Origin of the sequence: Neisseria sp. P0001.S007 (assembly GCF_051963655.1) — a bacterium.
GTDB lineage: Bacteria > Pseudomonadota > Gammaproteobacteria > Burkholderiales > Neisseriaceae > Neisseria > Neisseria subflava_A.
In genome coordinates this window covers 1-25408 of the sequence record NZ_JBQCUB010000006.1, presented here as the reverse complement: position 1 = coordinate 25408, position 25408 = coordinate 1, and the positions used below count along the sequence as shown (strand labels likewise).

At 47.9% G+C, this 25408-nt stretch carries 22 protein-coding genes and 1 pseudogene; 7 read left to right on the top strand and 16 right to left on the bottom strand.

Annotated elements, in window-relative coordinates; genetic code table 11:
• Positions 1-23: 23 nt before the first annotated feature.
• On the bottom strand, positions 24-1379 hold the full coding sequence (trhP, locus tag ACTHRE_RS06645) for a prephenate-dependent tRNA uridine(34) hydroxylase TrhP (protein ID WP_070606783.1): 1356 nt from the start codon (positions 1377-1379) through the stop codon (positions 24-26).
• A 187-nt stretch (positions 1380-1566) separates the two neighbouring features.
• Here trhP and ACTHRE_RS06640 point away from each other — a divergent pair.
• From ACTHRE_RS06640 to ACTHRE_RS06625, 4 genes and pseudogenes are all read left to right on the top strand, one after another.
• Positions 1567-1671, top strand: a pseudogene (locus tag ACTHRE_RS06640) (polymorphic toxin-type HINT domain-containing protein); the annotation flags it as partial.
• Positions 1672-1947: 276 nt separating this feature from the next.
• Entirely contained in the window at positions 1948-2262 is a 315-nt protein-coding gene (locus ACTHRE_RS06635; RefSeq protein ID WP_377073803.1) for a GH-E family nuclease, read from the top strand.
• A 1-nt stretch (position 2263) separates the two neighbouring features.
• Positions 2264-2794, top strand: coding sequence for an ankyrin repeat domain-containing protein (locus ACTHRE_RS06630; RefSeq protein WP_296184646.1), 531 nt, complete (start codon positions 2264-2266; stop codon positions 2792-2794).
• A 313-nt stretch (positions 2795-3107) separates the two neighbouring features.
• Positions 3108-3854: an amino acid ABC transporter permease gene (locus ACTHRE_RS06625; RefSeq protein WP_315037872.1), complete on the top strand. Its 747-nt coding sequence runs from the start codon at positions 3108-3110 to the stop codon at positions 3852-3854.
• 75 nt (positions 3855-3929) lie between these two features.
• On the opposite strand, the gene nagZ is transcribed toward ACTHRE_RS06625, so the two are convergent.
• From nagZ to ACTHRE_RS06575, 10 genes are all read right to left on the bottom strand, one after another.
• Entirely contained in the window at positions 3930-5015 is a 1086-nt protein-coding gene (gene nagZ, locus ACTHRE_RS06620) for a beta-N-acetylhexosaminidase (RefSeq protein WP_440344912.1), read from the bottom strand.
• Between the two features lie 97 nt (positions 5016-5112).
• A complete protein-coding gene (locus tag ACTHRE_RS06615; RefSeq protein WP_377073782.1) occupies positions 5113-6633 on the bottom strand; it encodes a Na+/H+ antiporter NhaC family protein in 1521 nt (506 codons plus the stop codon).
• A gap of 133 nt (positions 6634-6766) precedes the next feature.
• Positions 6767-8266: a DegQ family serine endoprotease gene (locus tag ACTHRE_RS06610; RefSeq protein WP_070822867.1), complete on the bottom strand. Its 1500-nt coding sequence runs from the start codon at positions 8264-8266 to the stop codon at positions 6767-6769.
• 245 nt (positions 8267-8511) lie between these two features.
• Positions 8512-9765, bottom strand: coding sequence for a glutamyl-tRNA reductase (gene hemA, locus ACTHRE_RS06605; protein ID WP_070646293.1), 1254 nt, complete (start codon positions 9763-9765; stop codon positions 8512-8514).
• A gap of 147 nt (positions 9766-9912) precedes the next feature.
• The gene (gene rpoH, locus ACTHRE_RS06600) at positions 9913-10776 is read right to left on the bottom strand and encodes an RNA polymerase sigma factor RpoH (protein ID WP_377073781.1); all 864 of its coding nucleotides are present in this window, start codon (positions 10774-10776) and stop codon (positions 9913-9915) included.
• A gap of 282 nt (positions 10777-11058) precedes the next feature.
• Complete coding sequence (gene lnt, locus ACTHRE_RS06595) at positions 11059-12606, bottom strand: apolipoprotein N-acyltransferase (RefSeq protein WP_371459871.1); 1548 nt, start codon at positions 12604-12606, stop codon at positions 11059-11061.
• A 55-nt stretch (positions 12607-12661) separates the two neighbouring features.
• Positions 12662-13528, bottom strand: a complete 867-nt coding sequence (locus tag ACTHRE_RS06590; protein WP_377073780.1) for a DUF808 domain-containing protein — start codon at positions 13526-13528, stop codon at positions 12662-12664.
• Positions 13529-13640: 112 nt separating this feature from the next.
• Positions 13641-15023, bottom strand: a complete 1383-nt coding sequence (locus ACTHRE_RS06585; RefSeq protein ID WP_107724174.1) for a TolC family protein — start codon at positions 15021-15023, stop codon at positions 13641-13643.
• 63 nt (positions 15024-15086) lie between these two features.
• Entirely contained in the window at positions 15087-17024 is a 1938-nt protein-coding gene (locus ACTHRE_RS06580) for a MacB family efflux pump subunit (RefSeq protein ID WP_377073779.1), read from the bottom strand.
• Positions 17025-17105: 81 nt separating this feature from the next.
• On the bottom strand, positions 17106-18287 hold the full coding sequence (locus ACTHRE_RS06575) for an efflux RND transporter periplasmic adaptor subunit (protein ID WP_049331220.1): 1182 nt from the start codon (positions 18285-18287) through the stop codon (positions 17106-17108).
• A gap of 289 nt (positions 18288-18576) precedes the next feature.
• Between ACTHRE_RS06575 and ACTHRE_RS06570 the strand changes: the two genes are divergently transcribed.
• Positions 18577-18999: a type IV pilin protein gene (locus ACTHRE_RS06570; protein ID WP_107697200.1), complete on the top strand. Its 423-nt coding sequence runs from the start codon at positions 18577-18579 to the stop codon at positions 18997-18999.
• Between the two features lie 117 nt (positions 19000-19116).
• On the opposite strand, the gene nusB is transcribed toward ACTHRE_RS06570, so the two are convergent.
• The 3 genes from nusB to ACTHRE_RS06555 form a co-directional block, all read right to left on the bottom strand.
• Positions 19117-19545 carry a transcription antitermination factor NusB gene (gene nusB / locus ACTHRE_RS06565; RefSeq protein ID WP_070646317.1) on the bottom strand — a complete coding sequence of 143 codons (429 nt, stop codon included), beginning with the start codon at positions 19543-19545 and terminating at the stop codon, positions 19117-19119.
• 121 nt (positions 19546-19666) lie between these two features.
• Positions 19667-20146: a 6,7-dimethyl-8-ribityllumazine synthase gene (ribH, locus tag ACTHRE_RS06560; protein WP_036493252.1), complete on the bottom strand. Its 480-nt coding sequence runs from the start codon at positions 20144-20146 to the stop codon at positions 19667-19669.
• Between the two features lie 93 nt (positions 20147-20239).
• Positions 20240-20563: a DUF2185 domain-containing protein gene (locus tag ACTHRE_RS06555; protein ID WP_070646332.1), complete on the bottom strand. Its 324-nt coding sequence runs from the start codon at positions 20561-20563 to the stop codon at positions 20240-20242.
• 254 nt (positions 20564-20817) lie between these two features.
• Here ACTHRE_RS06555 and rnc point away from each other — a divergent pair, with 254 nt between their 5' ends.
• Positions 20818-21555 (top strand): ribonuclease III, encoded by a 738-nt coding sequence (gene rnc / locus ACTHRE_RS06550; protein ID WP_440344911.1) that lies wholly within the window; start codon positions 20818-20820, stop codon positions 21553-21555.
• A 65-nt stretch (positions 21556-21620) separates the two neighbouring features.
• Positions 21621-22550 carry a GTPase Era gene (gene era, locus ACTHRE_RS06545; RefSeq protein WP_036493257.1) on the top strand — a complete coding sequence of 310 codons (930 nt, stop codon included), beginning with the start codon at positions 21621-21623 and terminating at the stop codon, positions 22548-22550.
• A 64-nt stretch (positions 22551-22614) separates the two neighbouring features.
• Here the strand turns inward: era and coaBC are convergent, their stop codons facing one another.
• Complete coding sequence (coaBC, locus tag ACTHRE_RS06540) at positions 22615-23793, bottom strand: bifunctional phosphopantothenoylcysteine decarboxylase/phosphopantothenate--cysteine ligase CoaBC (RefSeq protein WP_440344910.1); 1179 nt, start codon at positions 23791-23793, stop codon at positions 22615-22617.
• Positions 23794-23837: 44 nt separating this feature from the next.
• On the bottom strand, positions 23838-25067 hold the full coding sequence (locus tag ACTHRE_RS06535; protein ID WP_440344909.1) for a tetratricopeptide repeat protein: 1230 nt from the start codon (positions 25065-25067) through the stop codon (positions 23838-23840).
• Between the last annotated feature and the right edge of the window lie 341 nt (positions 25068-25408).

Genomic DNA, 25408 nt, shown 5'->3' with positions numbered 1-25408 from the left:
GACGGCCTTTATTTTGTTGATGCTTAAGGATTCATAATCCGCGCAACCAAAGCTTTTTCTTTGCCCTGCATGTTAGGGATTTTGACCTGAATGCCGTTGCCTGGGGCAACATCGACAGGCTGGCCTTTGCGGGTCATTTGTTCCAATTTGATGGTTTGGTTGCCGCTCGGGTGGATGATTTCGAGTGAATCGCCGATGGCAAAGCGGTTTTTGACTTCGATGGTCGCCCAGCCGTTTTCATCGATTTCGGTAACGTGGCCGACATATTGGCTTTGTTTGGCGATGGAGTGGCCGGTCAGGTAGTTTTGGTAATCCTGAGTTTGGTGGCGCTCGAGGAAGCCGCTGGTGTAGCCACGGTTGGCAAGGCCTTCGAGTTCGCTCAACAAGCCGTAGTCAAACGGACGGCCTGCAACGGCATCGTCAATCGCTTTGCGGTAGGACTGGGCCACGCGTGCAACATAATAAAGTGATTTGGTGCGGCCTTCGACTTTGAGGCTGTCTACGCCGATTTTGGCCAGTTTTTCAACCACTTCAATGCCGCGAAGGTCTTTGGAGTTCATGATGTAGGTGCCGTGCTCGTCTTCCATAATCGGCATCATTTCGCCCGGGCGGTTGGACTCTTCAATCAGGAAAACTTTGTCAGCGTATGGGTGGCGTTTTTGACCATTGATGCCTTCAAAGTTTTGGTTGGCTTCTTCTTGGGCTTTTTCAAAGTTGAAACCTTGCAGAAGCTGGGCATCACCCGCGTCGCTTTCGACGGCATTGTGGACTTTGTAATCCCAACGGCAGGAATTGGTGCAGGTGCCTTGGTTGGGATCGCGGTGGTTGAAGTAGCCGGAGAGCAGGCAGCGGCCTGAGTAGGCGATACACAATGCACCGTGGATGAAGACTTCGAGTTCGATGTCGGGGCATTCTTGGCGGATTTCAGCGATTTCTTCCATGCTCAATTCGCGCGACAGAATAATGCGTTCGACGCCGATGTTTTGCCAGAATTTCACGCCCCAGTAGTTGGTGGTGTTTGCCTGAACGGATAGGTGGATCGGCATTTCCGGCCATTTTTCGCGCACGGTCATGATTAAACCTGGATCCGCCATAATCAGCGCGTCGGGTTTCATGGCAATCAAGGGTTCCATATCGGAAACGAAGGTTTTGAGTTTGGAGTTGTGCGGCAGCGTATTGACGGTCAGGAAGAATTTTTTGTTGCGCTCGTGCGCTTCTTTAATGCCTTGCTCAAGGACGTCGAGTTTGGCAAATTCGTTGTTGCGGGCGCGCAGGGAGTAACGCGGGCTGCCGGCGTAAACGGCGTCTGCGCCGTAGTCGTAGGCGGCGCGCATACGTTCGAGGCCGCCTGCAGGCAATAAGAGTTCGGGTGCTTTCATGTTTTATGCTTTTTAAAATGTTTTCAGACGGCCCTCAAGGGAAGAGGGAAGGCCGTCTGAAAGATGTTTGAAGAATGGGCGGATTATCCGCTGTTTTTGTGTTTCGGTCAATTTTGTGTCGGGTTTGCGCTTTGTTTTTTATACGGAAAATGTCCTATCAGAGAATAACTAATGGCAGACGGTAAAAGATGTTAGCATTAAGGCTAAGAAGTTGAATGCATATAACTTAACGGTTGAAAATGACCATACTTACTTCATTAAAGGAGCTAATAGTGATTCGGATGGAGTATGGGTGCATAATGATTGCTGGCATGCTTTGCCAGATGGTGTTCAACGAATAGGCGAAATTGAAGGTTATCATGCTTATAAGTTTAAAAATCAGGATGGAAAAGAAATTACTGTGATCAAAAAAGACTTAAATCGTTTTGAAACAGTGAATCATAACGCAGGAACAGATCCTCATTTTAATAGACTATCTCAACGAATTGATGAGCAAACAGGACGTTATTTATCGACAGATAAACCTGTAGATCAATTTTATAATCGCTCCTATCTTCGTTCTGATACCATGAAGAAAATCTTTGAACAATACGAGGCTCTACCTAATGGTGATTACCGAGATAAGATTACTCGTGCGATAATCAAAGGACCAATCGATATAGGACATGCATATGGCTGGGAGCATAGACGATTATCTCTTGCAGCTAAAGAATTAAATTGGAGTCAAAAACAATTTAATGATTATGTAAATGCAAGACCTAATAAATTTAGGTTAGAAAATATGTCTGAAAATCGGAGTCATAGAAATGAGATGCCGGGAAATGGTGATATTCAAAAAATTAAAGAGGATATGAAATTGTTTTTACACAAAAGAGGAGACTAATATGACAAATTTATATGAAGAATATAAAGATGACCCTAAGATGCTTGTTGCGATATCAGATAGAGAAGGAAATATCGCAATGCTGGAGGATATTTTCTTTATAAGTAAAAAGTTAGATATTCACTATGTATCGGCAGACAAATGGAATTGGCTACACCAGTGTAATTTAATTTTTGCGGCTCCATTGTCGGTTGTGGAGTTTTATATAAAACATGGAGTGGAGATTAATGCGCAAGATATGTACGGAATGACTCCTTTGCATTATGCATTACGAAGTAAAAATGCTGAGGCGGCGATAGCGTTGCTCAAAGCAGGAGCAAATCCTAATTTACCCAACCAAGATGGTTTAATCCCTTTATCTATGATTGGATATATCCCAGAGAGATTGGATGTTTTAGAGCTTATGCTTCAAAAAGGGGCAAATGTGCATTACTTAGTAAATGAGGATGAAACCATTCTTGAAAGTTATAAACCTACAGCTAATGAGCCTCAATTAAAACCAATTTATGAATTGATGAAAAAATATTTGTAGTGTTAAATATTGAGTCTATCGGAAGTATCAAGTTCGGTTAATTTTTAGTGAGTTTAAAAACTTCTTAGAAATTAACCGCACTTTGTTTTCAGCCATTTAGCTTAAGTTTTTTGCGATTTTTGTCAAAATATGCTAATTTTTACTATGATGAAAGGTAAAAAGTGGCTGCAATACGTTGGGAATGTAAAAAAAGCAGGGTTGGGCGGAATAATTTAACAAAAAACCGTTCAAGCAATGTATTTTCTTGTAAAATATCAAGCTTCATTTTAAAAAATATTCGGATTAGTTACCGATTTTGACCGACGGAAGGGTTATGGATTTTCGTTTTGACATTATTTATGAATACCGCTGGATGTTTTTTTACGGCGTATTAGCGACGCTGGGAATTACAGTGGTTGCAACGATAGGCGGTTCGATTTTAGGTTTGCTGCTGGCATTGGCTCGTTTGGTTAATCCGGAAAAAGCCGGTGCGCCGATACGTGCCTTGGCTTGGGTGTTGCGTAAGATTTCTTTTGTGTATGTTGCGTTGTTCCGCGGTACGCCATTGCTTGCTCAAGTTATTATTTGGGCTTTTGTTATTTTCCCATTTTTTGTACATCCTACCGATGGTGCATTAATCAGCGGAGAATCTGCAATTAATTTTCGTCGTTCTTATGGCCCATTGATCGCTGGTTTAATGGCTTTGATTGCCAACTCAGGTGCATATGTTTGTGAGATTTTCCGTGCCGGTATCCAGTCGATTGATAAAGGCCAAATGGAAGCTGCGCGTTCTTTGGGTCTGACCTATACCCAGGCGATGCGTTATGTGATTTTGCCTCAGGCTCTTCGCCGTATGTTGCCGCCACTTGCAGGTGAATTTATCACACTTTTGAAAGATAGTTCTTTGCTGTCTGTTATTGCAGTTCCTGAACTTATGTCTGTTCAAAAAGCAATCACAGGTCAGTATTCGATATTCCAAGAGCCACTTTATACGGTTGCATTGATTTATCTTGTATTGACAAGTGTATTAGGATGGGTATTCTTACGTTTGGAACGTCGCTATAACGTAAAACTTCATTAATTAGGAAGACAAAAAAGGAAGACTTTTTCAAGTCTTCCTTTTTTATTTGCCGTCAATGTTTCAGACAGCCTTGAATCAGAATGCTTCGCCGACTTTGACACCGCCTGCGATGTCTTTTGGTGTTGCCAGTTTGGCAGTTGCTTGTTGGGCGGCTTGGAATGCTTCGGTTGCCATGATATCGGCAGCTTCTTGTACGGTCAATGTGTTGGACATGTATTGCCAACGGGCGGCCAAATCGGCGTTTGCCGGTGCGTGGAAACCGTCTCGCAATTCATCTACCAAGTCAGGACGGTTGCACACCAGTACAATATCGCAGCCTGCTTCAAAAGAAAGGCGGGCGCGTTCTTTAATACCGCCGACACCGCATGCGCCTTCCATGGTCAGGTCGTCTGAAAAGATAACACCGTTAAATCCGATTTCTTGGCGCAGGATTTGTTTCAGCCATTTTTCGGAGAAGCCGGCAGGTTGGCTGTCGATTTGCGGGTATACGACGTGGGCAGGCATGACTGCGGCCATGCCTGCTTGGCTCAATGCTCGGAATGGGATAAGGTCGGCGGCTTCGAGCGCTTCGCGGCTGCGTTCGTCGCAAGGCAGGACGTGATGGCTGTCGCCTTCGACAAAGCCGTGGCCAGGGAAGTGTTTGCCGCAAGATTTCATACCGCCTTTGTTCAGACCTTTTTGCAGGGCAAGGGCAAGTTGGGTCACGATGTTGGCGTCGCGGTGGAAACTGCGGTTGCCGATGACGGCGCATTGACCCCAGTCCAAATCCAATACAGGTGTAAAGGATAGGTCGATACCGCAGGCGGAGAGTTCGGTTGCCAAAACCCAGCCGACTTGTTCTGCTTGGGCGCAGGCGGCTTCTTTGCCTTCGTTGTCCCAAATTTCGCCCAATACGTTCATGGCCGGTAGGCGGGTGAAGCCGTCAATAAAACGTTGAACCCGTCCGCCTTCGTGGTCGACGGCGATGATGAGTTCAGGTGTACGGACGGCTTTGATTTCTTGAACCAAAGCTTTGAGCTGGGAAACGTTTTCAAAGTTGCGGCGGAACAAAATAACGCCACCGACGGCAGGGTCGAGCAGGCGTTGTTTTTCTTCTTCGGTCAGATGATAGGCGGCAACGTCGGCCATGACTGGGCCGCGTGGAAGATGAGGCGTATTCATTGTTTTGTCCTGAATAATGTATATATTGGATAATCGTTATGTTCAGACGGCCTGAGAGTATAGGAATATCTCAGGCCGTCTGAATATTGGTTTTGAATTAGGCAGTTGCTTTTTTCTTGTCTTTTAAGATCAAAATCAACACAACCATCACGATGCCGGTTACCACAAAACCTAAAGGCGCAGAACCGGTCATGCCCAGTGCAAGGTAGCCTGTGGCAGCAGATGCGGCTACGGTCAGCGCATAAGGGAATTGCGAGGTAACGTGGTCGATGTGGTTACAGTGTGCGCCGGTAGAAGAGAGGATGGTGGTATCGGAAATTGGCGAGCAGTGGTCGCCAAATACGGCACCGGCCATTACGGCAGACATGCAAGGGATAATCAGCGAAGGTTCAACTTTGACGGCCATGGCGGCGGCAATCGGCAACATGATGCCGAATGTGCCCCAACTTGTGCCGGTAGCGAAGGCCATCACGCCTGCGAGCAGAAACAAAATCACGGGTAGGAAGCCTGCGTGGATATTGCCTGCCACCAAAGTGGAGAGGTATTCGCCGGTGTGCATCTCACTGACAACGGTGCTGATGATCCATGCCAAAATCAAGATGGTAATGGCACCGCGCATAGAGATGATGCCCTGCCAAATGGCTTTAGGGTAATCGTTGGTTTTGATGGTGCCGATGGTGCAGAGGATGACGGCCAATACACCGCAAGTACCGCCGAATACGAGGGAAGTGTTCACGTCGGTATTTTCAAACGCGCTGAGCAAAGAGAAGGTTTCAGAAGCTTGTGCGCCAGTGTAAATCATAGCGGAAACAGTGGCGATGATCAGTACTAAAACCGGCACAATCAGCGCGAATACGCGGCCGTTAGGATGGCCTGTTTCAATGGTTTCATCATGAGTTTCGTTCAAAGCGGCGCGTTCCAAACGAGCCATAGAGCCGATGTCGAAGGAGAACCAAGCAACGACAAACACCATAATTAATGCGAAGACGGCGTAGTAATTCATCAGGCTCATGGCCACGAATGCGCCCATTGGTGTGTAGTCTGTGATGTTGTAAGTCACCAAAAGGCCTGCCAAAGTAGCAATAATCGACGCCCCCCAGCTGGATACAGGCATCAAAACGCACATCGGCGCGGCAGTGGAGTCAAGGATATAAGCCAGTTTGGCGCGGGAAACTTTGAATTTGTCGGTTACAGGGCGGGCAATCGCACCGACGGCAAGGCTGTGGAAATAGTCGTCAATAAAGGTAACGAATACCAGACAGGCGGTCAGCAGCTTCGCCCCGCGACGGCCTTTGATGTGCTGTTTTGCCCAATCGGCAAATGCTTGGTTACTGCCGGAATGCGTCAGCAGGGAAGTGAAAATCCCCAAAAGCACCAAAAAGAGCAGGATTTTGGGTTTGCCCAAAGACCAATCGCCGTCCGCCCAAGTCAGGCTGACCGCCATGTCTTTTAAGTGAATCAAGGCATCGAGTGGATTACCGCCTACCAGCAGGAATGAGCCGACGATAATGCCGACACCGAGGGACAGCAATACACGGCGCGTGGCAATGGCCAAGGCGAGCGCAATGGCTGCCGGGACGATGGATAAAATAGAATTCGAATAATTAATAAGTTGCATAATTATATTGTATATAAGCGGTGAAATATTTTCAGACGGCCTAAATTGGAAGACGGATAACAAAATACCCACCGCCTCTGACAGATGGGTATTTTATCATCTAACACATCATCATGCCGTCTGAAAAATCGGACTACTGCAGATTTAGCGCGAGGAACAAAGTATTGCCGTCGCGTTGTACCAAAAGCGGTACGTTTTTGCCTGAGCTTTCCAATGCGCTACGGAAAGTGGATTCGTCATTGACGCTGATTTGGCTGACGGCAATGATTTCGTCGCCGCGTTTGAGGCCGGCACGTTCGGCCGCACCGCTAACGCGCAGAACGATCAAGCGTTGTTTGCCGTCGGCGTTTTCAACCTGCAAAGTCAGGCCTGCGTTTTCAACGGTAAAGCCGTCATGGCCGCCTTCGTGTTGCGGATGTTCGGCTTCTTTTGCAGAAGTTTCCGTTTGCTCGGCTGCGCTGCCAAGTTTGACTTTGACATCGGTTTGTTTGCCGCCGCGCCAAATACTCAAAGTCACTTCTTTACCCGGCATAATCGAGCCGACCATAACAGGCAAGTCGCTGGAAGCGCGGACTTCTTCGCCGTTAACTTTGCGTACGATGTCGCCAACCTGCAAACCGGCTTGTTGTGCCGCGCTGTTCGGCATGATTTTGGCAATCAGTGCGCCGCTTGCTTTGTCTAAACCGAAAGATTTGGCCAAATCGTAAGAAACTTCTTGAATAACTACGCCTAATTGACCGCGTTGGACTTTGCCGTTGGCTTTTAATTGGTCGGCCACATTCATGGCGACATCAATCGGAATGGCAAACGAAATGCCCATGAAACCGCCGCTGCGGCTGTAAATTTGCGAGTTGATGCCGACTACTTGGCCGCGGAGGTTGAATAGTGGACCGCCTGAGTTGCCGGGGTTGATGGCAACGTCGGTTTGGATGAACGGCGTATAGTTTTCATTCGGCAGGCTGCGGCCTTTGGCGGAGACGATGCCTGAAGTTACGCTGTTGTCAAAGCCGAAAGGTGCGCCGATGGCGGCTACCCATTCACCCGGTTTCAAATCTTTCGGATTGCCGATTTTGACAACCGGCAAGTCTTCTTGCGGCTCGATTTTTAAGAGGGCAACGTCGGATTGAGTGTCTGAGCCGACCAGTTTGGCCGTGTATTCGCGTTTGTCGTTGAGCAGGACTTTGATATTGCCCATGCCGGCAACCACGTGGGTATTGGTCAGGATATAACCGTCTTTGCTGATAATAAAGCCGGAACCGAAATTCAAAGCGTCGCTTTCGGTATCTTCTTGCGGCATGTCGGGCATATTGGGAACAAGGCGCTTGAAGAACTCGTAAAACGGATCATTGTCGGGGAATTGGCTCAGGTCCATGCTGTGGTCGTCATCCGGTGTCGCGGTGCGTTTTGCCGGTGTCGCTTGAATATTGACGACTGCCTGTCCTTCGTTTTGTACCAGTTGGGCGAAGTCGGGCAACAGCATACCGACTTTCCCGTCATCGGTATTGGTTTCTATGCGTTGGACGAGTTCTTTGTTTTCGTCTTTGTCGAAAAAGGTGCTGACTTTGTCGCAACCTGAAAGAAGGGAAGCTGAGAGAACAGCAAGGGCCAGATATGTGTTTGTTTTAATATTCACGAAAGTTCCTTTTGCCGGTGCCTATCGTATTGTCGGCATGCGTTTGAGCCGGCAGGCAGTTTTATTGTTTGAATGCTGTTTAAATGTATAAGGTAGGATTTTTACACTTTAACGGTTTTTTTTCAAGCATTTCATTTTAAATGAAAAAATGATAATTGGGATTTTATTGTTTTAAGGCCGTCTGAAAACTTTGGAATATGACCTGTCGGTCGGTTCGCTTCTTTCAGACGGCCTTTAAATTGAGGTCAGTCGTGTTGATCTAAATGGTAGATCTGCGCCACGGCATCGATTAATTCGCTGTTGTCCGAGCCAGCTTTATTGAGTGTGCGTGTCGGAGAGTGGAGCAGTTTGTTAGTCAACTGAATGGAGAGGCGTTCGAGGACATCCTCGGCGGATACGCCTTTTGCCAGTTGCTTCATGGCATTTTCCAATACTTGGCGGCGCGCGCGTTCGCCTTCGTCGCGTAAGGCGCGGATAAGCGGAACGCTTTGGCGGTTTTTCTGCAGGCGGATAAATTCGCTGACTTTTTCTTCCACCATGCTTTCAGCCGCTGCCGCTGCCTTTTTGCGCGCGTCTTTACCGCTTTGGACAATGTCCATCATGTCGTCTACGGTATAGAGATATGCGTCTTCCAATTCGCCGACTTCGGCTTCGATATCGCGCGGAACGGCCAAATCCAGCAGGAAAACAGGCATGTTGTGGCGTTTTTTCAATGCGCGCTCGACCATGCCTTTGCCGACGAGTGGGAGTTGGCTGGCAGTGGAAGAAACAACCACGTCGTAATCGTGAAGAATATCGGGTAATTCGTTCAGCAGGCAGGCTTCGGCGTTGACACCGAGTTTGTCGCACAATTCCTGCGCGCGCTGGTGTGTACGGTTGGCAACGGTAATGAGCTTGGGATTTTTGGCGGCAAAATAAGTGGCCACCAGCTCAATCATTTCGCCTGCACCGATAAAGAGGACGTTCAGATCGGAAATGGAAGGGAAGATTTGCTCTGCCATTTTGACCGATGCAGAAGCCATGGAGACGGAGTTTTCGCCGACAGCAGTGTCGGTACGCACTTCTTTGGCAACGGCAAAGGTTTTTTGAAACAGGGCGTTTAAGTGGGTGTTGATGCTTTCCTGTTCTTGCGCAACGCGGACGGCATCTTTGATTTGACCGAGAATTTGCGGTTCGCCCAAGACCATGGAGTCCAAACCGCAGGCGACGCGGAAGGCGTGGCGGACGGTTTCATTGTTATCCAAGGTATAGAGGTAAGGGCGGATTTCTTCGACAGGCAGGTTGTGATATTGCGCCAACCAGTCGATGATTTTTTCGGTTTCACCGACGCAGTAAAGCTCGGTGCGGTTGCAGGTAGAAAGAATAACTGCTTCTTCCGCCGCCTCACTGCGCGCGAGGTTGGACACGGCATCCGGCAGATTTGCAGCTGCAAATGCCAGTTTTTCGCGTATGCTCAAGGGCGCGGTTTGATGATTGAGTCCGACGACGGTAAGTTGCATGGTTATGGTATGACTGGGTAGTGTGTGTGGTGGGTATTATAGCTTAAGTGGGCTTTAAAATGAATGTGTTGGGGGAGAAGATGCAATGAGGTTTGCCATCGAAAAGGCCGTCTGAAAAGATTCAGACGGCCTTTTATCAAGAAAGGCTTAAACGGCTTCAGCTTCTTCTTCCAAGAAACCGCGCAGTTTTTGCATGGCTTTGGCTTCGATTTGGCGGATGCGTTCGGCAGATACGCCGTATTCGGCAGCCAATTCGTGCAGGGTCAAACCGCCATCGTCTTGCAACCAGCGGCTTTCAACGATACGGCGGCTGCGGTCGTCCAGTTGTGCCAAGGCGTTTTGCAGACCTTCGGTTTGCAGGGCGTAGTGGGCTTGTTTGGACAACTGGCGGCTAGGCTCTGCATCGTGATCGGCCAACCAGTCGATAGGGGCGAAGTTGTCTTCGTCATCGTTGTTTTCTGCCATGATGCCGATATCGTGACCGGTCATGCGTTGTTCCATTTCCAAGACTTCGGACAATTTGACGCCCAAATCGTCGGCGATTTCTTGCGCTTCTTTTGGAGACAAGGCATTCAGGTTTTTACGCATGCTGCGCAGATTGAAGAACAGTTTGCGTTGCGGTTTGGTTGTGGCAACGCGGACCAAACGCCAGTTGCGCAAAATGAATTCATGGATTTCGGCTTTAATCCAATGCACGGCAAACGAAAACAGGCGCGCGCCGCGGCTCGGTTCGTAGCGTTTGACGGCTTTCATCAGGCCGATATTACCTTCTTGAATCAGGTCGGCTTGGTTGAGGCCGTAGCCGTCGTAGCCGCGTGCAATGGATACGACGACGCGAAGATGGGACAGAATAAGTTGTTTGGCGGCATTGAGGTCGCCTTTTTGTTGACGTTCGGCCAGTTGTGTTTCTTCTTCGGCGGTCAGCATTGGAATGCTATTGACAGTATGAATGTATTGCTCGAGGCTACCGTTGCCGCTGTGGATAACGGGTAATGCAAAAGCTTTATTCATAAAAGGATGCTCTCCTTGATTAGGCCGTCTGAAAACGGCTTTTGTTTATTTGTGTGACAAGCAGTATAACACTGCCTGTGGTTTGTTTTGTTATGGGTTGGATTTTTTCTGTAAATTAACGATAGATTCAATAGTTTTTACTGCTTGAATCTCAAGGTTTGATTGTCTTAGAAAATTTGAGTGATTTGCTAGGTTTTGGATAAGTATATTACAAACATTTCTGTATGTAAATAGTTTTGGTAATAAAAAAAGACCTTGTATAACAAGGTCTTAAAAATTTTTTTATTCTGGTTTCTTCCGGCCAATCAGGATAAGGAATACGCCGATAACGGCCAAAATGCTGATAAGCCATGTTGAGCCGCCTGCTTTCATATAAGGCGTTTCGCCGATATAGCCTTTGACGTGGCCTTCGAGGACGGTTTCTGTATCCGGTTGGGCTTCGGCAACAATCGTACCTTTAGGGGAAATAATGGCGGTCGCGCCGGTATTGGTGGCGCGAACTATGTAGCGGCCCAGTTCCATTGCACGCGCTTGGGACTGTTGAAGCTGCTGATACATGGCATTGGATTTGCCGTACCACGCCATATTGCTGATGTTGGCGAGCAGGGTGGAGCGTTTCGCCGTTGCGATGAGTTCGTCGCCGAAACCGTCTTCATAGCAGATATTGAAGGCGACTTTTTGATCTTTCATCACCAAAGGCGCCTGGTTGTCGCCGCCTTTTTGAAAGTCGGCCAAAGGCATATCCATCATTTTATAGAGACGCTCGGTAATGGCGGGCAAGGGTTTGTATTCACCAAAGGGAACGAGGTGGTTTTTGGCGTAGTAGGGGATAACATCGGAAGTGCTGTTGTGATAGTCGCTCAAATTGATGACTGCATTTTCGTAGCCGTTGCCGTCGGGCGTATATTGGCTGATGCCGATGGCCAACGCGCTGCCGTTGCTTTGCGCTTGCTCGGCGAATTGTTCCAAGATACCTTCGGGCAGGTCTTGTCGCATCAGCGGCAGGGCAGTCTCAGGCAGAATGACGATGTCGGCACTGGTCTTGCTGATTTGTTCGTAGTATTTCTGAATGGTCGGAATGATTTGCTCTTCCTTCCATTTTAGATTTTGCTCGATATTGCCTTGAATCAGGGCGACCGTGCTGGTGCTGCCGTCGGGGCGGGTGTATTCGGTTTGTTGGGAAATGTAGCCGACGGAGCAGAGCGCAACGATAAGGAATAAGGGCAGCAGGCGGTGTTTCAGACGGCCATGGTTGTCAATCAGCAACACCAGCCATGTGCTGAGGAAAGCGGTTGCCAGGGTGACCATATGAATGCCGCCCAAAGGTGCGAAACCTGCCAACGGACTGTCTTTGATGATTTGGGAATAGCCGATTGCGCCCCAACCGAATCCGGTCAGGAAACGTTCGCGGGCAAATTCTGCCAGCGTCCACAAAATCGGCAACAGCAGGCCGGTTTTAGCCCAGCGTGACAGGTTGCATTTTCTCCACACCCAAAAACAGATGGCCGGATAAAGCGCGAGAAAAGCCGGCAGCAGGAAGGTGAGGGGGATGGCGTATGAATCCGGCAAACCCGAAACATCATGCAAGGCAGTGTGTATCCAATAAAACTGCGCCGTATAACCGATTAATCCGAACAGATAGGCTGTCATGACGGCAAAGCGCGGACGTAACTCAATCAGGCGTATCAGTGCGCCAAACAACAGCGGCATCAGCCAAAAATGATAATACGGGGCGAAAGTGAACGGTGTCGCGGCGGCAATCAAGATGACCAGCGGCCAGTAAAGCAGCGGATGTTGCCAATATTGTTCGAGTTTACGGAAAATATTCATGCTTTAAATGGTATTGAGGCCGTCTGAAAAGTTTTCAGACGGTAGGGAAACAAAATCAGTCTTTTTGAAACAATTTCATTGCAGGCAGGACGATTGCGCAAGCCAATGCGCCGGCGGCTACTCCGACCACCAGATTGGCGATATGTTCCATCATGCCGCTGTCCCAATGCTGCGCATGGAGGAAATCGTGCAAAAAGCCAAGGTTGTGGGCGATCAGTCCGCCGCCGACCAAGAACATCGCCAGCGTGCCGACAATGCTCAAGCCGCGCATAAACCAAGGCATAAATGAAATTAAACCGCGTCCGATGCCTTGTACGGCGGCGCTTTTTTGGCGCATCAGCATCATACCGAGGTCGTCAAGTTTGACGATAATGCCGACCAAGCCGTACACCAACACCGTCATGCCGATACCGATGGCAACCATAACCAAAGAACGCGTCATCAGGTCATATTTTTCGACAACGCCCAGCGCGATAATGATGATTTCGGCGGAGAGGATGAAATCTGTACGGACCGCGCCTTTAACTTTTGTTTTTTCGTCTGTGACTTCAGGCTCGGCATCGTGTCCGTCTTCGTGTTCATTGCGGTGTAGAAATTTGTGCAACAGTTTTTCCACGCCTTCAAAACACAAATACACACCGCCTATCATCAGCAAGGGCGTAATCAGCGCTGGCAGGAAAGCGGAAAGCAACAGTGCAAGCGGCACCAGAATCAGCTTATTGACCAGAGAGCCTTTTGCCACCGCCCAAATAATCGGCAATTCGCGCTCGGCGGATACGCCGGTTACCTGATTGGCGTTGAGCGCCAAATCGTCACCGACCACGCCGGCGGTTTTTTTTGCGGCGACTTTGGTCATCATCGCTACGTCGTCCAAAACGGCGGTAATGTCGTCCAAAAGCGTAAAGAGAGAGGCGAAGGCCATAATGTTGTCCGGATAAAATCAAATAAACGCGCGATTATATATGAAAATTCAGTTGCTTGAATGTTTTTCAGACGGCCGTTGACGGAAATTAACCAAAGGCCGTCTGAAAATGCTATTTCGGCGTATAACGTCCTGCCATGGCTTTATACACCATATTTTCGTATTTTAAGGCTTCATAGCGTTGGTTCAGCAGGTTTTGAGCCGAGCTATATTCCGAATTCAAAGCCTCCAGCCAGTCTTTCAGTTCGTTTTTACCGTGTTGGTAGCGTACTTGATAGTAATGGCTGTTTTTCTTGTCCAACTGATAACGTTGTTCTTGATTGGCAAGGCTGGCCTGCGCGTTTTTGTAGGCAAGGTAGTTGGTGTTGACCTCGTTGAGCGCGGTGGTCAGGGCTTTTTCAAAATTCAGCTTGGCACTGTCCATCTCCGCTTGTACGGTTTTGTCTTTCCATTTCATGGTCTGCCAATTAAGGAAAGGCAGATTGATGGTGGCCGATCCGCCTAACATGGGGATATTGAACGTGCTTTTCGCTTTATCGGAAGACGTACTCAAACTTGCGCCCAAAGTAATCGACGGATACCAACTGCGTTTTTGCGCGTTGACCAATTGTTGCGACGCTTGCAGGCGGTATTCGGCGGCGCGCAGGTCGGGGCGGTTGGCCAAAACGGTAATCGGTACATCCAAGTTCACGCCTTTGACCGGCAACAGGCGGAATTGTGCCGGATCGGCGGCCATGTTTTCAGACGGCCTTAAATTCAACAAATTACGCAAAACCTGTTTTTGCGTATCCAAATTGTTTTGCAAAGACAACAGGTTGTTTTCCGCGCTCAGCAATGACTGTTTGGCTTGGGTCGGCTGACTGGAGTCGGCACGGCCGTAGCGGAATTTGGCATTCGCAATGCGGTTGATTTCCTGATATTGCTTCAGCGATTTTTTTGCCAACTCGATGGCTTCGTTCAGGTAGGCGATATTGAAATACGCATCGGCGACATTATTAATCAAAGTCAGGCGTGTGTTGGCCATGTCTTCATGCGTGGCTTGATATTCCCATACCTGAGCATCGGCAGTGGCACTGAGTTTACGCCATAAATCCAATTCGTAGCTCAAGCCAAGCTGGCTGCTGAAGGTATTGCCGTGGCTGCCGGTTTTCAGGTTTTTAGAAGCGTTCGCGCCCAACGATCCGCTGAACGAAGGCACCAAATCCGCGCCCAAAATATTGGCTTGGTACAAAGCCTTGTTGACGCTGATGGCCGCCTGTTTCAAATCGACATTGTTGGCCAACGCCTGCTCCATCAGAGCATTGAGTTGCGGGCTTTGGTAGATTTCCCACCAGTTGCCGTTTACATTGTAGCGTTCGGCAGTTTCCGCCGCGCTCATGACTTGGCCGGTTGCTTCCAGCGTAAGGTTCGGGTTGGCTTTAGACGCGGCGCACGCACTTAGGGCAAGGGCAATAGCCAATGATAAGGCTGCTTGGGAAAAAGGTTTCGTCTTCATAAAAAATCTTTCGGGTAACAGCATTTCAGACGGCCTTAAGATAATAGGTCGTCTGAAACATAATCAATCCTGAGCCAGCGCATCAATCGGGTTGAGCTTGGAAGCCTTGTTGGCAGGCATAAAGCCGAATGCGACACCGATGGCGGTGGAGCAGACCACTGCGCCGATGACGGAAGTCATGGAAATGCTCATCGGGAAGTTGGTGACAAAGTAGTTGAACACCAGGCTGATGCTTGCGGACAACAATACACCTGACAGGCCGCCGATGATACAGATTAAAACGGCTTCAATCAGAAACTGCTGCAAAATATTGTTGCGGCGTGCGCCGATTGCCATGCGGACGCCAATTTCTTTGGTGCGCTCGGTAACGGAAACCAGCATGATGTTCATCACGCCGATGCCGCCGACCACCAAAGAGATGACCGCAATGGAAGAAATCAGCAGCGTCATGGTACCGGTCGTGCTTTCAACCATTTCTTTGATGCTGTCGCTGTTGTTCATAAAGAAGTCTTCTGTACCGTGGCGTGCTTTCAGCAGCTCGGTCAGGCTTTTTTCGGCAACTTGCGTGTTGGCATCGTCTTTGATTTTGACAACGATGGAGTTAGTATGGCTCTCACCGGTAATTTGATGCATGACCGTTGTATAAGGCGACCAAAGCATCAGTGAGTCGGAATTACCAAACGAGTTGTCATCCTTTTTCATAATGCCGATGACGGTTAACGGGCGTTTTTTGAAAAGGATGGTTTTGCCTAAAGGATTGACACCTTCGCCGAAGAGTTTGGTTTTGGTGTTTTGGTCGATGACGACGACTTGGGCATCGGTTTTTACATCGTCATCATCAAACAGACGGCCTTCTTCCAATTTTAAACCGCGCACGTCGAAATATTGTTCGCCTACGCCGTAAAGCGAGGCAGTCAGGTCGGTGTTGCGGTAGGTTAAGGTGCCGCCGGAGCTGGTTTGAGGGGTGGCGGAGGCGACGTAACTTTGTTGGCTGATGGCTTTTGCGTCATTAATCGTCAGTGTCTTGATTCGTCCGCTGCGGCGGTCGCCAAAACCACGGCCGGGGAAGATACTGATGGTGTTTGTGCCCATCGAGTTAATGTCTTCCAGGATTTTTTGTTGCGAGCCATTACCTAAGGCCACTACCGATACCACCGAAGCGATACCGATGATAATCCCCAGCATGGTCAGCAGCGAACGCATTTTGTGTGCCATAATCGCCTGCACAGACATTTTGAATGCTTCCATAAATTGATCGTAATAAAACGACCAGGAAGCTTTTTCTTTAATCCTCTCCACTTTGCTGGGTGGAATGTCGGGATTTTTAGACGTATCCGAAATAATCTGACCGTCGCGGATTTCAATGACGCGGTTTGCGTTTGCCGCAATGCCCGGATCGTGGGTGACCATAATCACGGTATGCCCGTTTTCGTGCAGCTTGTGGATGATTTCCATCACATTTTTACCGCTGGCGGTATCCAATGCGCCGGTTGGTTCGTCGGCAAAGATGATTTCGCCGCCGTTCATCAACGCGCGGGCAATCGAAACGCGTTGTTGCTGACCGCCGGAAAGCTCGCTGGGTTTGTTGCCTTCTTTATTTTGCAAACCCAAATCGCCCAACAGTTTTTCCGCACGTTCCGCGCGCTCTTTACTGTCCATGCCCATATACACGGCAGGCAGGGCGACGTTGTCCCGGGCGGTCAGCGAGCTTAACAGGTTGTAACGCTGGAAAATAAAGCCGAAACGCTCACGGCGCAAAGCCGCCAGCTCATCCGGCTGCATTTGCGATGTTTCGATGCCGTCGATTTGATAAGAGCCGGAAGTGGCGGTATCCAGACAGCCCAAGATATTCATCAGCGTCGATTTGCCTGAGCCGGACTGGCCGATAATCGCCACAAAGTCGCCTTTCTCAATAGAAAGGCTGACATCTTTCAATACGTGCACACGGTTTTCACCGCTACCGAAAAAACGGTTGATATTCTTACATTCGATTAAACTCATAATCTTTCCGGGCGAAAAATAGAAATACAGGAACTAAGGCCGTCTGAAACACAGCCAAACCTTTCAGACGGCCTTAATCAATCAGCGAGGAGGGCCGCCGCCCATCATCGCGCGTTCACTGCTCTTATTCTTTTCATCTGCGCTCATTTCAGAAACGATCACTTTTTCGCCTTCTTTCAAGCCGCTTTTGATTTCGGTATTCATGCTGTCTTTCAAGCCGACGGTCACTTCGCGTTCTACCGCTTTATTGTCTGCGCCCAAAATGCTGACATAGGATTTGCCGTTATGCTTTTTCACGGTTAGCGTCGGTACCAGTAAAACATTCTTCACGCCGTTGATTTCGATCGTGTTTTGAGTGGTCATGCCGATAGAAAGTTTGCCTTCGGGATTCGGTACAAGTGCACGGGCATAGTAGTAAATCGCATTGGAAGTCGTGTCCGTGCTGCTGGTGTAGTTGCCCAAAGACATGGTGGTCAGGCCGGGGTCGACACTGTCTAATTTCGCTTTAATCGGGGTGTCCGGCTCGGACAAAATGGTGAACGAAATATCCTGACCGGCTTTGACTTTCGTGATGTCGCCCTCTGCAATCTGCATTTTGTTTAACATGGTTTCCAGATTTGCTAGCTGGATAATGGTCGGCGTAGATTGCGCTGCATTGACGGATTGGCCTTCTTCAACAGGAATGGCGACCACAGTACCGTCCATGGTGGCGGTAATCCGCGTGTGGCCTAGTTCGGATTCGGCTGTATTGATGGAGATTTTTGATTGTTTAATGGAGGCCTTCAGTTCAGCAACATTGGCTTTGGCTGCGGCTAAAGAGTCTTGTGCAGATTCCAAGTTTTCCTTGGAAGTTGCCTGTTCTTTCCATAAGGCAAGTTCGCGTTTATATTTTTTCTCTGCACTGGAAAGCGCGATTTCGGCAGAAACCAATTTTGCCTGATAGGTTTCCAGTTTGGATTTTTCGGTATTTAAGGTATTGATCTGATTGGTTGAGTCGATTTCCGCAATCAGATCGCCTTTTTTCACTTGTTGGCCCAGTTTCACATACAGTTTTTTAATCTGACCTGAAGCTTCCGCGCCTACGGATACCAAATTGGAAGGTGAGATTTCGCCGGTTGCCGACACGGTTTGACGGATATCGCCGCGTTTGACCACTTCTGTAATAAAAGAAGACTGAGGCTCAGGCTTCATCAAAGACCAGCCGCCGAAAGCCGCTGCTACTACAACAGCCGTACCGGCCGCCCACTTGAAAACTTTAGACATATAAAAGGAACCAATTCAATAAAATAACGTTGCAGACAAGCAATAAATGTATTGATAGAAACAAAAAAACAACTGGATTTTACTGTAAAGACCAAGGCCGACCAAGAGACGGTCGGCTTAAATTGAAGTTTAACTTATTGAAATAAAAAATAAAGGGCAGTAAACATTTTTCAGAACTTGCACCTCATTTACATAAATTCCCAAACTCCCTCCGAATCTGAACATTTAAGCCGCAAGAAAACTACTATAATATTCATGTCTTATTCTAATTATTTACGACATAAATACAATGAAACACCAACAAGGCTTCACGCTTATCGAGCTGCTGATAGTCGTTGTGATTGCAGCCATTCTCGCTACCATCGCATATCCGTCTTATCAAAACTACATCCGCCAAACGCGCCTTGCCGCCGTCCGCACGCAGATGCTGCATAACGCCCAACAGCTCGAACGCTACTACACTCAAAAAAGGACATTTAAGGATTTTCCTGATAATGAGGATTTTCCTGCTAAAAATTTACAGCAGAATCAATATTTTGATATTGGTTTTGAAGGTACTCCTTCCGATTCAGGTTATATTTTGAAGGCAGTGCCTAACAAAGAAACCAACGCAAATGAAACCTGTACCGTTTATTACAACGACAGCGGTATCATCTGGGCAAGCAGCGACAAGCAAAACTGTCCCGGTTATGAAATGCCAAAATCAGAATAAATCGAAAGATAAAAGGCCGTCTGAATTTCAGACGGCCTTTTTGATGGTTTGGCTGTATAAGGACATTAGCTTAAACAGGGCAAAGATCGGTAATCCCGACCTGATGCGAAGTCAATCTTAGCCTTTGCGGCGCGGTTCGTCAGGGCGGATGCGGGAAGCCAGTTGGTCGAGGATGCCGTTAACGAATTTATGGCCATCGGTGCCGCCGAAAGTTTTGGTGACTTCGATGGCTTCGTTGATGATGACAGGGTAGGGGGTCTCAGGCATGGTGCTCAGCTCATGGCAGGCAACCAGCAAAACGGCGCGTTCGATAGGACTGAGGTCTTTTTCGTCGCGGTCGAGCAGGGGGCTGATTTTTTCCATGTATTCTGCGGCATGGGTTTGTGCGCCGAAAAACAGTTTGTTGAACAGTTCTTCATCCATATTGGAAGATTGGGACAGTTCGTGGATGTTTTTAGCGATTTCAGGAGCGGCGGTTTTGTTGATGCCTGCTTGATAAATGGCTTGTACGGCAAGCTCGCGTGCGCGGCGGCGTGGGCTTTTCATGGGTATTCCTTGTGAAGAGAGTGCCGATGGTTGTCGGCTGAATATTGAATGATTCAGACGGCCTCAATGTCATGATTGGGAGGCCGTCTGAAAATATGCGGTATTCAATACGGGGAGAAGCTTATTCTTCGTCGTCTTCGTATTGTTCTGACAAAAGATGGTTGACCAAGTTGGCACATTCTACGGCAACTTTGGCGGCATCGGAGGCTTTTTCTTCGATGCGTGCAACGGCTTGTTCGTCGTTTTCAGTCGTTAGGATGGCGTTGGCGATAGGGATGTTGTAGTCAAGGGCAACGCGGCTGACACCTGCGCCGGACTCATTAGATACCAATTCAAAGTGGTAAGTTTCACCACGAATGACAACGCCGATAGCAATCAGGGCATCGAATTGTTCGGATGAAGCAAGGTTCATCAGCGCGATAGGCACTTCAAGCGCGCCAGGAACGGTGGCAAGCGTGATGTTGTCTTCGGATACACCCAATTCTTTTAAGGTGCGGCAGCAAACTTTGACCATTTCGCTGCCGATTTCGTTGGTAAAGCGGGCTTGAACGATGCCGATGCGCAGGTTGGTGCCATCGAGGCGTGGTTCGATAATGTTCATGATGATTCCTTCAATATTTGTGAAATAGGGATTCGGCTCGGTTTCAGACGGCCTTGTTATAAAGAAGGCCGTCTGAAACGAAATGGGGATGGGTTATTCTTGCGGCTGCCAATCGGCAACGGCTTGGAACTCGCCGTCTTCGTTCAATTCCCACGCGCTGCCTTCTGCCTGAGTCAGCAGGGACGCGATATCGGGATTATCTGTGGTAATGGCGGAGAGGCTGACAATGCTAAAATTGTCGGGATTGTCGGTGTATTCGTCGGTTTCGTCGCCGCTGAAAATACGCCAGCCGCTGTCGTTTTCAAATACGGGGGCTTCGCGGTAGAGGAAGCCGACAGATTCTCCTTGTTCGGCGACGGTGTTGGTGACGATGCAGCGGTCGAGCGCTGCGGCCAATGCTTGGGCAAATTTGTTCATAGAGTTGACAAAGAGATGATTTGGCATGATTTTACACGATTCGCCGCTTTTCCGCACGGATGTGTGCAGGGGCGGTTTGATGGTACAATGTCGGCAAGTGTCGTCAGGTTTGAACATGACGGCTTTTAATTGTTTATCGGCTTGAAGGACGCAAGAAACAATGAGCCAAAATAAAAAAGTTGCCGGTGTAGCCTTTTTATTTTGTTTCACTGCGGATGAGGCGTGTTTTCCGGCTGTTTTTTTGAAAGTATGGAATGAAACCTGATTTGCTCAAACAGCAGGCGCATCGAGAACAGCAGGCGCATCGAGCGATTCAAAAGCGTCTGGGCTATGAGTTCCGCAATATGGAGCTGCTTCAGCAGGCTTTGACCCACCGCAGCTACAATGCCAAACACAATGAGCGTTTTGAATTTGTCGGCGATTCGATTTTGAATTATTCCGTGGCGCGGATGTTGTTTGACGCGTTTCCGAAATTGTCGGAAGGCGAGTTGTCACGGATGCGTGCGGCTTTAGTGAATGAAGGCGTATTGGCTGAAATTGCGTTGGAAATGAATGTCGGAGACGGTTTGTATCTAGGGGCCGGCGAGTTGAAGAGCGGCGGTTTCAGACGGCCTTCGATTTTGGCCGACGCGATGGAAGCAATGTTTGCGGCGGTCAGCTTTGATGCTGATTTTTCTGTGGCGGAAAAAGTGGTTCGCCATTTGTTTGCGGAACGTGTGAAACGTGCGGATTTGAATATCGGCAAGAAAGACAGTAAAACCGCTTTGCAGGAAGCCTTGCAGGCACGCCGCTTTGCCCTGCCAAAATACCGAATCGAAGAGCAGGCGGAGCAGACGGCTGATGCGATGTTTGTGATTTCCTGCGATTTGGGCGAACTCGGTTTCATCTGCAACGCACGCGGCAGCAGTCGGAAAGTGGCCGAGCAAAAAGCGGCATGTGAAGCCTTAGAGTGGTTGGAACAGAAGTTTCCTTTGAAAAAAGCTAAAAAATAATATTTCAGACGGCCTTTGAGAAAATGCAAAGGCCGTCTGAAACAATCAAGAAAGTCATATATAACATGGATATCGAAACCTTTTTGCAAAACGAGTCGCAACACCCGACGGATTATCGTTGCGGCTTTGTGGCCATCGTGGGTCGACCGAATGTCGGCAAATCCACGCTGATGAACCATTTAATCGGTCAGAAAATCAGTATTACCAGTAAAAAAGCACAAACCACGCGCAACCGTGTCACCGGTATTTACACCGACGATACGGCGCAATTTGTGTTTGTCGATACGCCGGGTTTTCAAACCAATCACCGCAATGCGTTGAATGACCGTCTTAATCAAAACGTAACCGAAGCGTTGAGCGGCGTGGATGTGGTGGTTTTTGTGGTGGAAGCCATGCGCTTTACCGATGCCGACCGCGTGGTGTTAAAGCAGTTGCCTAAGCATACGCCTGTGGTATTGGTAGTCAATAAAATCGATAAAGATAAAGCCAAAGATAAATTTGCGCTTGAGGCTTTTATCAATGAAGTACGCCAAGAGTTTGAATTTGCTGCCAGCGAGGCAGTCAGCGCGAAACATGGCCTGCGTATTGCCAATCTGTTGGAACTGCTCAAGCCGTATCTGCCGGAAAGTATCCCGATGTATCCGGAAGATATGGTGACGGATAAATCCAGTCGATTCCTGGCGATGGAGATTGTGCGCGAAAAATTGTTCCGCTATTTGGGCGAAGAGTTGCCGTATGCGATGAATGTTGAAGTGGAGCAGTTTGAGGAAGAGGAAAGCGGACTGTTCCGCATTTATATCGCAGTGTTGGTCGATAAAGACAGCCAAAAGGCGATTTTGATTGGCAAGGGTGGAGAGAAATTGAAGAAAATTTCTACTGAAGCCCGCCTTGATATGGAAAAATTGTTTGATACCAAAGTCTTCTTGAAGATTTGGGTGAAAGTGAAATCCGGTTGGGCAGACGATATTCGTTTCCTGCGCGAATTGGGTTTGTGATTTAATGTATTCAAACAAAAGGCCGTCTGAAAAATTTTCAGACGGCCTTTTGTTTTTTGTTTTATCAAGACAACAATTCAGCCAGGCGTTTGACGATTTCATCCGCTGCTTGGCGTTTCGATGTTTCCGGAAATGAGGTTTCGGCAAGGTCATCAATAATGGTGATTTGATTGGTTGGCTTACCCATGGAAACGGAAACTTGGTTGGCCACCAGCATCGGTACGTTTTTGCGCAAACGTTTTGCCCGAGCAAATTCCAAAACCTGATGGCTTTCCGCAGCAAAGCCGACGCAGAATGGTGGGGAAGGCAGGGCGGCAACGGATGCGAGAATATCCGGATTTTCCGTCAGTTCGATAATCGGGGGCTGATTGCCGTTTTTCTTCAGTTTCTCGTTGCTGCTGTTTTTGACTTTATAGTCTGCAACGGCTGCAACGGAAATAAAGACATCTTGTTCATGGATATGGCGGTGAACTGCCTGATACATGGCTTCTGCGCTGACAGCCTGTTCAGAATGAGCCAAGCCTGCGGGTAAGGCCGTCTGAATTTGACCGTAAATCAGCGTGACTTCCGCTCCGGCAGCACGGCACGCACGCGCTAAAGCCATACCCATTTGTCCGCTGGAAATATTGGTAATGCCGCGGACAGGATCGATGGCTTCAAACGTTGCACCGGCAGTAATCAGAACTTTTTTGCCACTCAGCAGCTTGGGTGTCCATAAATCCTCTAACAAATCTGCCAGATCGACCGCTTCGACCATTCTGCCTGTACCTGTTTCGCCGCAAGCCTGTTCACCGCTGTTTGGGTAAAGCACGGTAATGCCGTCTGAAACCAGCTGCTCAATATTGCGCAGGTTGGCAGGGTTGCTCCACATTTCAACATTCATTGCAGGCGCAACAGCCAAAGGGCATTTCCTGGCTGCTACCAAGTTGGTCAGTAGATTATCAGCCAATCCGTTGGCAATTTTGGCAATCGTATTGGCAGTTGCAGGCGCAATAAGAAATGCGTCGGCTTCCCGCGTCAGATTGATGTGCGCCATGCCATTATTGGAAGCACCTGAATAGGTATCCGATAAAACAGGATTGCCGGTTAAAGCTTGGAAAGTCAGCGGGGAGACAAATTCCGTCGCAGAATCCGTCATCACTACTGATACAGAATGTCCTTGCTTTTTCAGCAGTCTGACCAGTTCGCAAGATTTATACGCCGCAATACCGCCGGTAATGCCGAGGAGAATGTGTTTGCTCATAAATAACGGGTTCATTAAATGAGATATATAGGAATCAAATCAAATTAGATTTGTTCGATGTTGATTCTGGCCAGTTTTGCTTTAATCGCATTACCATATCTCTTTGGTAAGAATGCTGAAACCGCTCCGTTTTTCACTTCAGTCACATAACTGCAGACTTTAAATTCAGGAACAACATTGAGCGAGTAGTCCGGATTGACCAAAGGCGAAGCACTGGAGTACAGCGTCCATCTTGCCAGACTGCCGTCTTCATAATCAGTCGTTGCGTTAAAGCTGGTGACCCCTTCGCTGAAAGCGATTTGATAATTAGAGTAGAACTCGCCGGGAATTTTGTGTGCATTACAGAAATCAAATAATCTGTCATGTGCAAACAGATTCTGACGGATATAGGCCCACAATTCTTTTTCTAGAAAATCTTGGTCGGCAAAATGTCTGGAAGGGTAGCCCTCATCGACAAAGTTTTGAATCCTTTCCTGCATATCTGGGACTGCACCCGCTTTAGCCCCCCACATACCCGCAAGAATCAGGGCAGTATGCGAGCCTGAGTCGCGAATAGTGTGGAATAGGGTGCTACTTTTTATCCATTCGGATACGGCCGCTGCATCACGATAACAAATAATAGAATCTGCATCACGGAAAATAACGTATTCAACCTCGGGATCATTAATGGCAAGAAAGCGCCACATCGTGCCCGGCCAGTTGTCCAATGGAGCGCCAACTTTAATCACTTCGGCACCGTTATTTCTAAATCGTTGAATAGCTTCAGCCGATACAGAATCGTCGACATAAAAACGGCATGTCCAACCAGGGAAAAGCACAGGCGCAAGCTGGGTATTTAAGACAGCAGGTTCAATATATTTGGAATTATTGCCAAATAAAGAAAAGGAGATAATCCGTTTGCCGTTTTTTGGAGCTGGTGTCGGAATGATTTCATGTTCTAGGTCTGGGATGGCTTTATCTTTTAGAACCAAAGCCTGATGACCGTAAAACCCGGTTTTTTCCCAGTTATCTAGAGCGCCGTAAGCATGTGCAAGTAAATCCAAAGCAGGAATATAGGTGCTATCCAGCTCTAGCGTTTTCATTTCAGCCTCAATGGCTTTTTCCCATTTCAATTGCTTCAGATAGGCATAAGCAACTTTATGATGATATTCGACTGATTGGGGATTGAGAAGGCAAAGAATCTCGGCACGTTTTAGCGCTTCCTCGTAATTTTCCTCTTCAATAAAAGAGTGATATGCTTGTTCAAATTTTTGTTGAATCTTTTCGTTACTCATAATAGGGACTATTCTAAATTTATGATTGTTTTATTGGAGAAAGTAGAGATTGTAAGAGTAGATGGGACTAAAGCGCCAGTAATATAGAGATATAGAGTGTTTGAATGTGGCAATTAAGAGTAAAGCCGCAGGAGTATTTATCTTTGGGTATCTGTTTTATCTATCGAACGATAAAATCCAATAAATTTTAAATTATTTAAATACAGATAGTTGTGAAAATTTTTAATTTTTTTTGAAATTGGGTGTTGACTGGTTTTGTGATGGGGCGTATAGTTCGGTTCTTCGCTGCTGACGCGGTGAAGAAAACGAAGCAGACAGTATAACACAGTTAGTTAAAATTT